The 14,959-nt window shown below is 43.1% G+C and carries 14 protein-coding genes and 1 riboswitch; of the genes, 3 read left to right on the forward strand and 11 right to left on the reverse strand.

Annotation, left to right across the window (positions count from 1 at the left end):
• Positions 1–93: 93 nt before the first annotated feature.
• The 5 genes from purF to purC are packed head-to-tail and all read right to left on the reverse strand — an operon-like array spanning position 94 to position 5,383.
• Positions 94–1,515 (reverse strand): amidophosphoribosyltransferase, encoded by a 1,422-nt coding sequence (gene purF, locus IGI41_RS08220; RefSeq protein WP_430609274.1) that lies wholly within the window; start codon positions 1,513–1,515, stop codon positions 94–96.
• Positions 1,500–3,728, reverse strand: coding sequence for a phosphoribosylformylglycinamidine synthase subunit PurL (gene purL / locus IGI41_RS08225; RefSeq protein ID WP_430609275.1), 2,229 nt, complete (start codon positions 3,726–3,728; stop codon positions 1,500–1,502). The genes purF and purL overlap by 16 nt, the downstream gene beginning before the upstream one ends.
• Entirely contained in the window at positions 3,721–4,398 is a 678-nt protein-coding gene (purQ, locus tag IGI41_RS08230) for a phosphoribosylformylglycinamidine synthase subunit PurQ (protein WP_430609276.1), read from the reverse strand. The genes purL and purQ overlap by 8 nt, the downstream gene beginning before the upstream one ends.
• Positions 4,395–4,667: a phosphoribosylformylglycinamidine synthase subunit PurS gene (purS, locus tag IGI41_RS08235; protein ID WP_430609277.1), complete on the reverse strand. Its 273-nt coding sequence runs from the start codon at positions 4,665–4,667 to the stop codon at positions 4,395–4,397. Before purS ends, purQ begins: the two co-directional genes overlap by 4 nt.
• Positions 4,658–5,383, reverse strand: coding sequence for a phosphoribosylaminoimidazolesuccinocarboxamide synthase (purC, locus tag IGI41_RS08240; RefSeq protein ID WP_430609278.1), 726 nt, complete (start codon positions 5,381–5,383; stop codon positions 4,658–4,660). The genes purS and purC overlap by 10 nt, the downstream gene beginning before the upstream one ends.
• A gap of 262 nt (positions 5,384–5,645) precedes the next feature.
• Between purC and IGI41_RS08245 the strand changes: the two genes are divergently transcribed.
• The 3 genes from IGI41_RS08245 to IGI41_RS08255 all read left to right on the forward strand — a co-directional run bounded on the left by IGI41_RS08245 (position 5,646) and on the right by IGI41_RS08255 (position 8,779).
• The gene (locus tag IGI41_RS08245; RefSeq protein ID WP_430609279.1) at positions 5,646–6,026 is read left to right on the forward strand and encodes a hypothetical protein; all 381 of its coding nucleotides are present in this window, start codon (positions 5,646–5,648) and stop codon (positions 6,024–6,026) included.
• 102 nt (positions 6,027–6,128) lie between these two features.
• The gene (locus IGI41_RS08250) at positions 6,129–6,743 is read left to right on the forward strand and encodes a DUF1054 domain-containing protein (protein ID WP_430609280.1); all 615 of its coding nucleotides are present in this window, start codon (positions 6,129–6,131) and stop codon (positions 6,741–6,743) included.
• Between the two features lie 47 nt (positions 6,744–6,790).
• On the forward strand, positions 6,791–8,779 hold the full coding sequence (locus IGI41_RS08255; protein ID WP_430612782.1) for a penicillin-binding transpeptidase domain-containing protein: 1,989 nt from the start codon (positions 6,791–6,793) through the stop codon (positions 8,777–8,779).
• A gap of 118 nt (positions 8,780–8,897) precedes the next feature.
• Here the strand turns inward: IGI41_RS08255 and purB are convergent, their stop codons facing one another.
• From purB to IGI41_RS08285, 6 genes are all read right to left on the reverse strand, one after another.
• On the reverse strand, positions 8,898–10,196 hold the full coding sequence (gene purB, locus IGI41_RS08260) for an adenylosuccinate lyase (RefSeq protein ID WP_430609281.1): 1,299 nt from the start codon (positions 10,194–10,196) through the stop codon (positions 8,898–8,900).
• 13 nt (positions 10,197–10,209) lie between these two features.
• The gene (gene purK / locus IGI41_RS08265; protein ID WP_430609282.1) at positions 10,210–11,337 is read right to left on the reverse strand and encodes a 5-(carboxyamino)imidazole ribonucleotide synthase; all 1,128 of its coding nucleotides are present in this window, start codon (positions 11,335–11,337) and stop codon (positions 10,210–10,212) included.
• Positions 11,306–11,809, reverse strand: a complete 504-nt coding sequence (purE, locus tag IGI41_RS08270) for a 5-(carboxyamino)imidazole ribonucleotide mutase (protein WP_430609283.1) — start codon at positions 11,807–11,809, stop codon at positions 11,306–11,308. Before purE ends, purK begins: the two co-directional genes overlap by 32 nt.
• 310 nt (positions 11,810–12,119) lie before the next feature.
• A complete protein-coding gene (locus IGI41_RS08275) occupies positions 12,120–13,448 on the reverse strand; it encodes a nucleobase:cation symporter-2 family protein (RefSeq protein WP_430609284.1) in 1,329 nt (442 codons plus the stop codon).
• Positions 13,448–14,029, reverse strand: coding sequence for a xanthine phosphoribosyltransferase (locus tag IGI41_RS08280; protein ID WP_430609285.1), 582 nt, complete (start codon positions 14,027–14,029; stop codon positions 13,448–13,450). The genes IGI41_RS08275 and IGI41_RS08280 overlap by 1 nt, the downstream gene beginning before the upstream one ends.
• A 70-nt stretch (positions 14,030–14,099) precedes the next feature.
• Positions 14,100–14,197, reverse strand: a riboswitch (purine riboswitch).
• Positions 14,198–14,265: 68 nt separating this feature from the next.
• The gene (locus IGI41_RS08285; RefSeq protein WP_430609286.1) at positions 14,266–14,946 is read right to left on the reverse strand and encodes a hydrolase; all 681 of its coding nucleotides are present in this window, start codon (positions 14,944–14,946) and stop codon (positions 14,266–14,268) included.
• Positions 14,947–14,959 lie beyond the last annotated feature (13 nt).

The raw sequence follows: 14,959 nt of genomic DNA on the forward strand, positions 1-14,959 counted from the left end.
TTTCCTCCTAGAGTTGTATATAGCTGATTTCGACTGTAAAACACACAAGTACCTCAGCACTCGCCGCTTATTCACCTTCTGTCGACAGTCTTTTTACTCGATCGATGCCAAGTAACTCTCCTCATAATCATATAAAGGCGTCGGGTAATCCCCGTTGAAATACGCCATACACAAACCTGAATAAGGCGCATCAAAGTTCAACCCGATTGCATCGATCAACCCTGTCTCACTCAAAAACGCCAAAGAATCAGCTGCAATTTTTTGGCAAATCTCTGCTTCGCTATACTGAGCAGCAATCAATTCTTTCCTCGTCTGGATATCAATGCCATAAAAACATGGGTATTTTAGTGGAGGTGAAGCGATCCTTACATGTACTTCTTTTGCGCCTGCTTCTTTCAACAGTTGAACGATCCGGCGAATGGTCGTGCCGCGAACGATTGAATCATCGACTAAAATGACACGTTTGCCTTCTACTACCCCGCGGACGGCAGAAAGTTTCATTCGCACACCTTGTTCCCGCAATTCTTGGGTCGGCTGAATAAAGGTACGGGCGATATATTGGTTTTTGACCAAACCTAATTCATAAGGAATGCCGGAAGCTTCTGCATAACCGCTGGCAGCTGACAAAGAGGAGTTTGGTACGCCGATCACCATATCTGCCTCGACTGCTGCTTCTTGCGCCAACAAACGCCCCATATTCTTACGGGCACGATGTACATTGATCCCTGCGATATTCGAATCAGGACGTGCAAAGTAGATAAATTCCATCGCACAAATTGCTGGTTGTACATCGGAAGTATATTGCGCGATCTGCACACCATCATCATTGATGATCACTACTTCGCCAGGTTTGACATCTCGAATAAAAGCGGCACCGATCACTTCTAAGGCACATGTTTCTGAAGCAACGACATAAGCCCCGTTGACCATTTGACCAATCGACAAAGGGCGAAAACCATTTGGGTCTAATGCCGCGATCATTGCGTCTTCTGTAATCAGCAAATAAGCAAAACCGCCTTTGACTTGATTCAACGCTTCTTTGACCCGGTCTATAAAGCGCACTTGACTGCTGCGGCGAATCAGATGCATCAAAATCTCAGTATCAGAGTTGGAATGAAAAATTGCCCCATCAGTCTCCAGATCTTTGCGTAATGTTTTGGCATTGGTCAAATTTCCGTTATGAGCCAAAGCAATCTGCTGATCAAAAAATTTGAACAAAAACGGTTGAATATTATCCACACTGCCATTGCCAGCAGTCGCATAACGCACATGGCCAATTGCTGCCTCTCCTGTCAAACGAGCCAAAATACGCTCATCAGAAAATACTTCTGCCAGCAACCCCAGATCGCGATGCCCCGAAAGCTTCCCTTGATGATTTGCCACGATCCCGGCACCCTCTTGCCCACGGTGCTGCAAGCTATGCAATCCGAAATAAGTAACTCTAGCGGCATCAGGATGTCCCCAAACCCCAAAAACACCGCATTCTTCGTTTAAGCTTCTTACTTCATAAGACATGGAATTGCTTCCTCCCACTTGATTTTTGCCGCTTCAACAGGGACAACAATGGTTTCATCTTGCATGTGAAATACCATCTCACCTGAAGAAGTGACTTGACCAACAAGTTGAGCGACATCCCCTGCCAATCTTTCAAAAGCAACTTGGTTTTCTTTAGACACAGAGACAACAAAACGTGATTGTGTTTCTGAGAACAACCATGTGGCTGGCATGTCAAAAGTCGTGTCAAAACCAAATCCATTGGAAAAAGCCGCTTCTGCTAATGCCACAGCCAGGCCACCCTCTGCACAATCGTGGGCACTATTAACTACCCCAGCTTGGATTGCCTGCAGCACACAATCTTGATGTTTTTTTTCAGTAGCCAAATCAAATGCCATCAATCTTCCTGCAATTTTTTTAGTCAATAGCTTCTGCAATTCACTGCCATTAAAGTCTGCTTGGGTTTCACCAATCACATAAATTAGATCCTCTGCTTGCTTAAATTCTTGCGTTGTGACGTGTGACAGGTCTTCAATCAAACCAACCATTCCGATAATGGGGGTCGGATAGACGGACTGACCATTGGTTTCGTTATACAGGGATACATTTCCAGAAATAACCGGTGTGTCTAACGCTAAACACGCCGTCGAAATACCTTCAGCCGCTGTAGCAAGTTCCCAGAATCCTTCGGGTTTATCAGGAGATCCAAAATTCAAACAATCCGTGATTGCCAATGGTTTTCCCCCTGAAGCAATAATGTTTCTGGCTGCTTCTGCCACCGCGATTTGTCCACCAACTTCAGGATCAAGATACAAATAACGGGCATTGCAATCCGTCGTCATCGCCAACGCTTTATTGGTTCCTTTGATCCGAATCACGGCTGCATCACTACCTGGACCAACCACTGTATTGGTACGCACTTGCGAATCATACGTTTCGAATATACTGCGTTTTGAAGCAATCGTCGGCTGCTGCAGCAATGCCATGAACACCGCACTTGCAGAATCAACTTGCGGCTCAAAATTAGGTATCGCTTGAAACTCAGCGATCCGGTCGGGTTCAGCCATCGCTTTATGATAAGTCGGTGCATCTTCTGCTAAAGCGTCAACCGGCAAGTTCGCCACTTCTTGGCCTCGATGGAACAAACGATACGTACCATCATCTGTCACTTCCCCGATCACAACGGCCTCTAAACCATACTGCAAAAATAAATCTTCTACTTCGGCTTCATGCCCTTCTTTGACACAAATCAACATCCGCTCTTGTGATTCTGAGAGCATCATTTCATAAGGTGTCATATTGGTTTCCCGCTGCGGCACATCGTCTAAATACAATTTCAAACCAGAACCAGCTTTTGAGGCCATTTCAGCACTCGAAGACACCAAGCCAGCAGCCCCCATATCTTGGATACCGATTAAGATGTCTGCATGATCAACGATCAATTCCAAACAAGCTTCTAAAAGCAGTTTCTCCATGAAAGGATCTCCTACCTGCACGGCTGAACGTTGTTGTTCTTCACCTTCCACAAACTCCTCAGATGCAAAAGTGGCACCATGGATCCCGTCGCGTCCTGTTTTCGCACCGACATACATGATCGTATTGCCTACCCCTTTGGCTTGCCCTTTTTGGATATCTTTGTGTGCGATGATTCCCACACACATCGCGTTGACCAGTGGATTCCCCTCGTAGCAAGGATCAAATGCAACTTCGCCCCCAACAGTAGGGATACCGATACAATTGCCATAACCGCTGATACCGGCCACTACTTCTTCCAACAAATATTTTGTCCGTTGATTGTCTAATTCGCCAAAACGCAATGAATCCAATATGGCAACTGGACGGGCACCCATGCTGAAAATATCACGAATGATGCCCCCAACACCTGTTGCTGCACCTTCGTATGGTTCGACAGCTGAGGGATGGTTGTGACTTTCTGCTTTAAACACAACCGCTAAGTTATCTCCAATATCAACGATACCCGCCCCTTCTCCAGGACCTTGCAGCACTTGGGGACCAGTAGTAGGAAACTTTTTCAAGACAGGTTTAGAGTTTTTGTATGAACAGTGTTCGCTCCACATCACTGAAAACAATCCCGTTTCCGTATAGTTGGGTAAACGCCCCAAAATATCTTCACAGATCATACGGTATTCTTCTTCCGTCAATCCCCATTGTTCATATAGTTTGGTTTCTTTGATTGATTGAGGAGAGGGTTCATTCGACAATAATTTATCCATTTACAGGCACCTTCCCATAATTTTTTATCATTGAGGCAAAGAAGCGTTTGCCGTCTTCTGAACCTAGCAGCGACTCCATCGCCCGTTCAGGGTGAGGCATCATGCCCAAAACGTTTCCGGCCCGATTGCAAATTCCCGCTATATTGTGCACACTGCCATTGATATTTTCTGCATAGCGAAAAACGATTTGATTATGGTTCACTAATTCTTGATAGGTCTCTTCGTCACAAAAATAATTGCCCTCCCCGTGGGCAACGGGGATCGTAATGGTTTCATGATCTGCGTATTCTGAAGTAAACGCTGTTTGATTGTTGACAATCAATTGGACTGGTTTACTGATAAAATGCAACGATTCATTGCGTTGCAGTACACCAGGCAACAGTCCAGCTTCAGTCAAAATTTGAAAACCATTACAGGTGCCAAAGACTGGTTTACCTTCTTCAGCGAAACGAATCACTTCTGACATGATCGTCGAAAAACGAGCAATCGCCCCACAGCGCAAGTAATCACCGTAAGAAAAACCACCAGGTAATAATACGCCGTCAAAGCCTGCTAAACTATCTGCATCATGGCGGACATATTCTGCTTCTGCGCCCATAATATCCTTGATTGCCCACATCAGGTCGACATCACAGTTGGACCCTGGAAAGACGATAACTGCAAATTTCATACGGCAGCTTCCTCCAATAAAGAGATTTCATAGCGGTAGGTTTCCATATTGACATTTGCCAAAAGTTTGTCGCATATCGCTTCGACTTCTTGCTGCACATCAGTTTCCGTTTTCCCATTCGAAGCAGTCACTTTGATTTCAAAATATTTCCCGATTCTAATCGAAGTCACATCTTGATAACCCAAACGGTGAACAGCGCCTTTCACCGCTTCTCCTTGAGGGTCTAAAACAGATTCTTTGTAAGTAACATAGACTTTGACTAAATACATGATGTAAACTCCTTTTCTAATCGATTGAATACCTCTTGATACACAGGCAGAATATCACCCAGATCACGCCGATAAATATCTTTGTCCAAATGCGCATTGGTCAAGCTATCCCACAAACGACAAGTATCTGGTGAAATTTCATCAGCCAAAAGCATCTTACCTTGTTCAGTTTTACCAATTTCAATTTTGAAATCGACCAAGCGAATATTGATTTTCTCAAATATATCTTGCAATGCCTCGTTCACAGACAAAGCCAACATGCGGATCTCCTCAAGTTCATCTACAGTTGCCAAACCAAGATAATAGATATGATCCTGATTGATGAAAGGGTCATCTAATGCATCATCTTTGTAATAATATTCAATGATTGGTTCTGGTAAAGACGTACCCTCATTGATACCTAGTCGTTTAGAAAAACTCCCTGCTGCCACATTTCGGACAACGACTTCTAAAGGAATCATCTCCACCATTTCAATCAATTGTTCGTGTTTTGATATTTTTTTGATAAAATGGCTTTGAATACCTTTTTCAGCCAACAATTGAAAAAGATAGCTTGTGATTTGATTATTCAATGCCCCCTTACCTTTTATCTCGTCTTTTTTTTTGCCGTTCAAGGCTGTTGCTTGATCTAGATATTCCACTCGCAGCTCACTTGAATTAGGTTTTTTAAATAATTTTTTTGCTTTACCCTCATAAAGAAGTTCTTCCGTTTCCATACGCCACCTCGTTTATTCATTCCGATTCACACAGCAATGATCCCTCTGTTGATTGACTCTATTTTAACAACCGGACCAAAAGGGGTCAACGAATATATGGACATTAAGCAGATGTTTTTCTCCGAACGTTCGTATTTATAGCATTAGTTAAAATGAATGGCTTAATCAAGTGTGCTTCCTCTTTTAAATGAAGCGTTTACATCTTTTTTGATTCATGCTATCATAAGATCGTAGCAAGGATCATTCGAGGAGGCGTACATCTATGCGGTCGCTTAAGGAACGTGCCAATCAATTTCTGGCACATTTGACAGATAAAGAAAGAGTGGCACTTCATAACGAATTGTTAGCAGTCAACCAAATCGTTGCATTGAATCAGCAAACCAGCTTTTATGCCTTTGGACTTTTAAGAAAAGGCCGTCGTCCCCACTATCTCGAAGAACAAAAACGCGTCTTGCAATACCGTAATGGTTTAAATGAAGAATTGATCATTCATCAGATCCATCGGCAACATTTGTTTAAACACACGTATTCGTTCCGTGTCTATTTTGATTTGGTCGAAATGGATCCATCCTTTATTGATATTTTGCTGGAGCGATTACAAGGGCATCGTTCAACCGATGAGTGGTCACCCAAACTGGCTTGATCCACTTTAAACTGGTCTGAGAATTTTAATCAAAAAGACAAAGCACGGATATTTTCGTGCTTTTTTGTTATACTGTGGATAGTGCAAAGAAAGGACTTGACTATGCTATTTACCAAAGAACATTTCACTATTTTTTCGATTGACACCCTTGATGAACGAATGGCGCAGATCCGTGTTGAGATCCAGCCGGTTTTTCAGCAAATTGGTGATGCGGCGATTCTTTTATTGGAAGAATTTTACCAGACCCCCTTCTATTTACATATCGCGCAACATCGGCGACGAACCGTTTATCCTCCTGCTGAAACATGGGCAGGTATCGGACCAAATAAACGCGGCTACAAAATGGATGCCCATTTTCAAATCGGGATCAACGCTGATTATGTCTTTGTCTGGTTAAGCGTGATCGATCAACCAAAAAACCAGCAAATCATTGCTGAATCTTGGCTTAACGCCCCAGACTTATTTTCCGCTTTGCCTGCTGACTTTGTGATCTCTCCGGATCATACCCGATATGAAACAATCCCCTTAACTGAATGGGCAGCATCATTGCAACGTTTGAAAACCGTCAAAAAGAGCGAATATCAAATCGGTAAGATCTTTCCAAAAGACCAAATCGACCAAACGACTCTTCCAGAAATATTGGCTGTCTACGAAGCATTATTGCCCTTGTATGTGCAAAGAAATGGCATCAAAGAAATGGAGTCGATCGAACGTTGAATGAAAGACGAAGGACCAAAACTGCTGGATCCCATAAACGAAAATGGCTGTGGCTGATCCTGCCCATTGTTGTCCTTTTGATTGGCAGCTTCTATGGTTACCAAACATATCAAGCCAATCAAAAAATGACAGCAGCCAAAACCGTGCTGCGCACATTTATCAAAACCTTGAATGAAAATCAGTTTGATGCATTGCCAGCACTCATGACACCAAAAAGTTTGCAGGATAACGAATACGATAAAAAGCAGTTGATTGAAAAATACCAAGCCATCTTTACTGGCATCGGTGTTGAAAATTATGCCAGTGATGACCTGACTGTCAGCAAAAATACCAAAAATGATGACGCATACGACTTTACTTATACCGCATCGATGTCGAGTACTTTAGGTGAATTGACCAATATCACTTACAATGGGCGTATCACAGTCGATGGCGATACAGCATTGATTGAATGGTCGCCGGCATTGATCTTCCCTGCTATGAGCGGGAATGACAAAGTCAGTATTACAGTTGACAATGCCGCCCGAGGCGACATACTCGACCGCAACAAGCAACCATTGGCAGAAAACGGCACTTTATATCAACTAGGCATTATTCCTGGTCAGTTGGGTACAAGCACCGAAAAGACGGCCAATATCAAAGCGATCGCGGAACAATTTGACTTAACAGAAGAGGCAATCAATACCACATTATCTCAGTCTTGGGTCCAAGATGATTATTTTGTTCCATTGAAAATCGTGGATCAAACCAATGATCTGCCTACTGGCGCTTCGATCCAAGAGACCACCGGCAGAACCTATCCCCTTGGAGAAGCCGCAGCGCAATTGATTGGCTATATTGGTACAGTCACTGCAGAAGATATTGAAAAGAACCCGGAACTATCCAGCAATAGTCAAATTGGCCGAGCTGGCCTAGAAGCAGCTTATGATCAAGAACTCAGAGGTGAAAATGGCGGTCAAATCACGATCACGGATGAAAATGGCTCCGAAAAAGAAGTCTTGCTGACGAAAGATCGGCAAGACGGCGCAGATATCCAGTTAACGATCGATCAAGAAGCGCAGCAAATTGCCTTTGATGCTTTAAATGGGCAAGCAGGTGCCACCGTAGTCACTGAACCCCAAACAGGCGACCTGCTGGTTTTGGCCAGCTCACCTAGTTATGATCCAAATCTGATGACCAATGGTATCTCGCAAGAAGCCTACGAGGCCTATGAGAATGACGATAAATTACCATTCATCAGTCGTTTCACCACGTCTTATGCACCAGGTTCTACTTTTAAAACCATCACAGCCGCCATTGGTTTAGAAAACGGCACGATCGACCCTGATCAATCTGTTTCGATCTCAGGGCTTAAGTGGCAAAAAGATCGCTCTTGGGGTGATTATTATGTGACTCGGGTGACGGATGTCGCTTCTGTCAATTTACAACAAGCGTTGGTGTATTCTGATAATATTTATATGGCGCAGCAAACTTTGGCTATGGGCGAAGACGCCTTTCGTGAAGGATTGTCCTCCTTGATTTTCGGTGAAGATCTAGACCTGCCTTTTGCAATGAATCCGGCGCAGATTTCTAACGAAGATCCCTTTGATTCTGAGATTCTTTTGGCGGATACCGGCTATGGTCAAGGCCAACTATTGATGAATCCGATCCAGCAAGCAGCAACTTATTCCGTCTTTGCTAATCAGGGCACCCTTGTGTATCCTAAACTACTGTTGGATGCCGAGACAAAAGACAAAACAGTTTTCAAGGCGGAAACCATCACGCAGATCAACGAAGATCTAGCCGCTGTTGTTTCCGATGAAAATGGGACTGCCCACGCATTGGCCAACTTAGGCATTCCATTAGCAGCCAAAACCGGGACCGCTGAAATCAAAGAAAACCAAGATGAACAAGGACAAGAAAACAGCTTTCTCTTCGCTTTTGACAGTGAAGACCAAGGCTATCTCCTCTTGTCAATGCTCGATGACCGCGAAGAAGGCCAATCAGCAACCAAGTTGGCGCCTGATCTGTTGACTTATTTGGCCGGGAAGTATTAAGACCCTTTATTCACAGTTAAAAGAAAAGAAGCTTGACTGAAAATAGACCCTGTACACTGAGACACTCTTTTGTAGTGTCCGATGCACAGGGTCTATTTTAGACAGTCAAAGCTTCTTTTTATTCTCCTAATCCCACACGCTCAAAAATGGTATCCACTTGTTTCAAATGGTGGCGATAATCGAAGGCATCGTCTAAATCCTCTGGTGACAATATCGACATAATTTTTTGATCTGCTTCCAGCAATGGTCTGAAATTGGTTTGTCGATCCCAGGCTTCTGCTGTCTTTGGCTGGACCAGATCGTACGCTTCTTCTCGGGTCAAACCATGGTCGATCAATTTCAATAAAACCCGTTGACTATAAATCAAACCAAAAGTCGCATTCATATTGCGTTTCATGTTTTCTGGAAAGACAGTCAAATTTTTGACGATATTGCCAAACCGGTTCAACATATAATCAATCAAAATCGTGGTATCCGGTACAATGATCCGCTCTGCAGATGAATGGGAAATATCTCGTTCATGCCATAAAGAAACATTTTCATAAGCCGTTACCATATGCCCCCGTACCACGCGAGCCAAACCTGCCATGTTTTCTGAGCCGATTGGATTGCGTTTGTGAGGCATGGCTGATGAGCCTTTTTGTCCTTTTGCAAAGAACTCTTCCACTTCACGGGTTTCAGATTTTTGCAATCCACGAATCTCTGTTGCGAACTTCTCGATACTTGTCGCAATCAACGCCATTGCCGAAAAGTATTCCGCATGAAGGTCTCTTGGCAAGACTTGCGTGGAGATATCTTGTGGACGAATACCTAGTTTCTCACAAACATACGTTTCAACAAAAGGCGGAATATTGGCAAAAGTACCTACCGCACCGCTGATTTTCCCTGCTTCTACGCCCGCTGCAGCCCGTTCAAAACGGTCCACGTTGCGTTTCATTTCGGCATACCACAAAGCCAATTTCAACCCAAAGGTGGTTGGTTCTGCATGGACACCATGGGTCCGACCCATCATGACCGTATCTTTATACGCTTTGGCTTTTTCGCCCAAAATCGTGACAAAACGCGACAAATCTTCGCGAATCAAATCATTGGCTTGTTTCATCAAGTATCCGTAAGCCGTATCCACAACATCCGTTGAAGTCAATCCATAATGGACCCATTTGCTTTCAGCACCTAAAGATTCTGATACAGCCCGTGTAAAAGCCACTACATCATGTCTTGTTTGCGTTTCGATCTCTAAGATCCGATCAATGTCAAACGTTGCTTTTTCACGAATCAAGGCCACATCTTCTTTCGGGATCTCTCCTAACTCTGCCCAAGCTTCGTCTGCTAAAATCTCAACTTCAAGCCAAGCTTGATACCGATTTTGATCTGTCCAAATCGCACCCATTTCTGGTCTTGTATAACGCTCTAACATGTCATTTTCTCCTTTAATCCCAAATATTGGTTTGATAAATTTCTTCTGAAAGTTCAGCAATGTCTTCTGTCAAAATCGTGATATGTCCCATTTTGCGTCCTTTTTTGGCTTCTTCTTTGCCATAATAGTGAAATTGCCAATCAGGTTTGACAGCAATCAGATCATATGTATCAGTCAACACTTCCCCTAACACATTGACCATGACTGCTGGAGACAATAATTGAACTTCAGGCAATGGCCAACCACAAATGCCTCGAATGTGAGCATCAAATTGACTCATAGAACAAGCCTCGATCGTATAGTGACCAGAATTATGAGGCCGTGGTGCCAACTCATTGACATACAGACCACCACTTTTGGTTAAGAACATTTCAATTGCCAATACCCCTTGCAAGTCTAGTGCTTTAGCAATGATATGGGCGATCCGTTTGGCTTCTTCCGCTACTTCGGGATCAATATTTGCTGGCGCAATTGTTTGATGCAAAATGTTGTTTCGATGAATATTTTCCACCACTGGAAATGTGGTAAAATCTTCGCCATTGCCCGCCACTAAGATCGACAGTTCCTTTTCAAAAGGAATCCAGGCTTCTAATTCACAAGTCCCTTCTCGGAGTAAATTCATGGAAGGCGCAAGATCTGCCGTGCTGTATAAAACATACTGTCCTTTGCCATCATATCCGCCCCGCGTAGTTTTCAAAACACAAGGATAGCCAATGCTTTCAATTGCGTCTTGGATATCCGTTGGACTAATGATCGTTGCGTAAGGTGCAATCACAATATTATTGGCTTCCAAAAATGATTTTTCTAATAAACGGTCTTGGGTGATTGCCAAAAGATCGGTGCCTTGAGGAATACTAGCATACGGCAAGATCGAATTCAGCGCTTCAACGCTGACATTTTCAAATTCATAGGTGATCACATCTGCACGGCGCGCCATTTCTTCTAATGCAAAGACATCATCATAGGCAGCGACGATATGCCAGTCTGCGACTTGTGCAGTTGGACAATTCGCAGTCGGGTCAAGTACCCCCACACGAAATCCCATTTTTTTTGCACTCATTGCCATCATTCGACCCAATTGGCCGCCACCGACAATGCCGATAGTGCGATTAGGCATTAATGGTTTCATCAAGTTGATCACTACTTTCCATTACGATTTCTTTTAAAGTATTTCTCCGCGTTTCTAATTTCTCCGCTATCTTTAAATCATACATGGAAAGCATCTGTCCTGCAAGTAGTCCTGCATTAGAAGCACCCGCTTTTCCAATTGCCGTAGTAGCAACTGGCACACCTGCTGGCATCTGAACGATCGATAACAACGAATCTAATCCATTCAAGGCTTTCGATTGGATGGGTACGCCAATGACTGGTAATGTCGTTTTGGCAGCAACCATTCCCGGTAAATGCGCAGCACCGCCAGCTCCAGCGATAATCACTTTCAATCCATTCTCCCTCGCCTGCTCAGCAAAACTAAACATCATATCAGGTGTACGGTGCGCAGATACGACTTTTTTCAAATAAGGGATTGCTAATTCATCCAAAATGGCGCAACTTGATTTCATTGTTTCCCAATCAGATGTACTCCCCATAATAACAGCAACTAAAGGTTTCATTTCGTCTCCTCCGATGATCGATTTTTACTGATTTGATCCATCTTTCGATATGTGTATCTCAGATATAGCCTATCAATTTGAAAATCACGTGACACGTACATCTAAATACTAGCAATCGTCTTCTCAAAAGTCAAAATTTTTTCGAACTATTTTTCAAAAAAAAGTTCAAACGTTCGTTTAACAAGGTGTTTTTCACGAATAATTCTATTGATAGGCATATAAAATCGTTTTTCGCGAAAGAAAGCCAGACGACTATTGCTGCTTGCGCAACACAGACGTCTGGCTTTCTTTGCTTCAAATAAAATACATATTACGCTTCTTTTGTTTTTTCCAAAGAAAAAGTTGTTTCGTTTACTTTTGTTTCTTTTGATGTTTTTGGTACACCATTGAAAATCAGATTTAAAACAATGGCAGTAAGACTGCTCATAACAATTCCATTCCCTGTAAACATTTGAACTGTTTCAGGCATTTGGCTGAATAGTGTGGGCATCGTATTAAACCCTAACCCAAAACCAATCGAAACGGCAATGATCAGTAAATTTTTATCATTAGCAAAATCGACCTTACTTAGCATTTTCATTCCTTGAACAGCCACCATGCCAAACATCACCAACATGCCCCCACCTAGGACTGCTTCAGGAATGATTTGCGCGATTGCCCCTATTTTAGGAAATAAGCCCAAAATGATCAAAAAGATAGCTGAGAAAAAAATCGGTCTACGGGTTTTGATTCCTGACAACTGAACCAAACCAACATTTTGAGAAAAACCAGTGTAAGGGAAGGTGTTGAAGATTCCCCCTAGGATGACTGCCAGACCTTCCGCACGATAGCCTCTTTTCAAATCATCACCAGTGATCGGTTTTTCGGTTATATCACCCAACGCGAAATAGACACCTGTCGATTCGACCAAACTAACAATAGAAATAATGATCATCAACAAGATTGACCAAATATCAAAGGTAGGTTTGCCAAAGTAAAATGGTTGCGGTAAATGAAAGACTGGGGCATGACTGATTGCTGACAAATCTACAAGTCCCAAGCATGCAGCTAATATCGTGCCGCCAACTAACCCAACAAGCACAGCGATTGAACGCAAAAACCCTTTGCCCAACACCTGGACACCAATGATCAAGGCAATCGTGACAAAACCAATCAACAAATTGGTAGGATCACCAAAATTTGCTGCCGCGGCATCGCCGCCGCCTATTTTGGTGATGGCGACCGGAATCAATGTCAACCCAATGACTGTGATCACGGTACCGGTAACCAGCGGTGGAAACAAGACTTTGATTTTAGAGAAAATCCCGGAAATCAACACAATAAAAATACCAGCTGCGATCACTGCCCCATAGATCGCCGTGATGCCAGATTTGGTCCCGATCAAAATCAAAGGTGACACTGCTTGGATCGCACAACCCAACACAACGGGCAAGCCAATCCCAAAGAAACGCGTCACGACCAATTGAAGCAATGTGGCAACACCACACATAAAAATATCAATAGAAATCAGATAGGTCATTTGGCTCTCGTTAAAGCCTAAACCAGTACCAATCAATAAAGGTACCGCCACTGCACCGGCATACATCGCCAATAAATGCTGTAATCCGAGTACAGCTGCACGACTATTTGTCTCTTTCATTAGGCATCTCCTTTTAAGAAGGTTGCTGCACCGTCAGACAAAGAGGCAATACGTGCCAATGACACGACAGGAATGTCCATCTCTTCTAATAATGCCCGACCAGACTGGAAGGATTTTTCGATCACGATTCCGATACCGACAACTGTTGCACCAGCTTGTTGGCATAGTTCAATCAAACCTTTAGCAGCTTGGCCATTGGCTAAAAAGTCATCAATGATCAATACCGTATCGTCTTGCGACAAAAATTTCTTTGAAATCGATACTTGACTGGTCACTTGTTTGGTAAATGAATAAACAGAAGCTGTCAAAAGTTCTTCATCCATCGTTAAGCTTTTGGCTTTTCTTGCAAAAATCAATGGGACTGCTAACGCTTCAGCTGTATACAACGCCGGTGCGATCCCAGAAGCTTCAATCGTGACAACTTTGGTGATTCCTTTGTCTTTAAAGACCTCTGCAAAGGTATTTCCGACGTCTTTCATCAATTGCGGATCGACTTGGTGCGTCAAAAAAGCATCCACTTTCAAGACACCTTCATCCAAGACATTCCCTTGTTCTTTGATACGTTCAATCAATTTTTCCATCCTAGCTCGTTCCTTTCTATTCCATCCTGAAAAAAAAGACACTCCTTTTGCGTAAGCAAAAAAAGTGTCTACAGGCACGATTTTTACTTATAGTCCAATATTTAAGGTATTGGGTAGATACTGTCGACCATATTACGACGATATACAAGTAATTTTTTTATGATAGAATCGATTATGCCTTGATTTGATTAAAATAGCAAGTTCAGAAACCCCGTAAATAATAAGATTATTCTCATTTATTGTTCAGGTTTTTCCATATCTCGGTAGTGCTCCATTTTCTTACTGAATAGCTCTCCATTTGAAGGTGGCGTATAAGTGATCGCATTGGCGCCCGCTTCGATCGTTTCTAAAATGCTTTCTTCTGTTGGTCCACCGGTTGCAATAATGGGCAATTTAGGATATTTTTTACGGAAAAAAGCCACTGTATCGGCAGTATCCTTGCCAGCACTGATATTGATGACTTTTACACCAGCTTCTAATTTCGCATCGATTTCCGTATATTTACTGGTTACCGTGCTGACGACAGGAATATCTACCACTTTGCAGACTTGTTCCACTGTCTTGAGCGGCGTTGGACCATTCAGCACCACACCGATCGATCCTTGGGCTTCTGCAAACATGCTCATATAAGAGGATCGAAACCCTTGCGTCAATCCGCCCCCTACACCAGAAAAGACTGGAATATCCGCTGCTTCAATAATTGCCTTGGTAATGGCTGGATGGGGTGTAAATGGATAGACAGCAATCACTGCATCTGCATTGGTATTGCGAATGATCGCGATATCTGTCGTAAAAATAATGGAACGAATTTGTTTACCGAATATTTGAATGCCACTGGCTTCGCGGATCACTTTTGGTACTTTTACGATATCTTTTCGTAGATCCGTGGTGATTTTTGGCATATATTTTTCTTCCATAGCCAACCAACTC

The organism is Enterococcus sp. DIV0876 (genome assembly GCF_050529585.1).
GTDB lineage: Bacteria > Bacillota > Bacilli > Lactobacillales > Enterococcaceae > Enterococcus_D.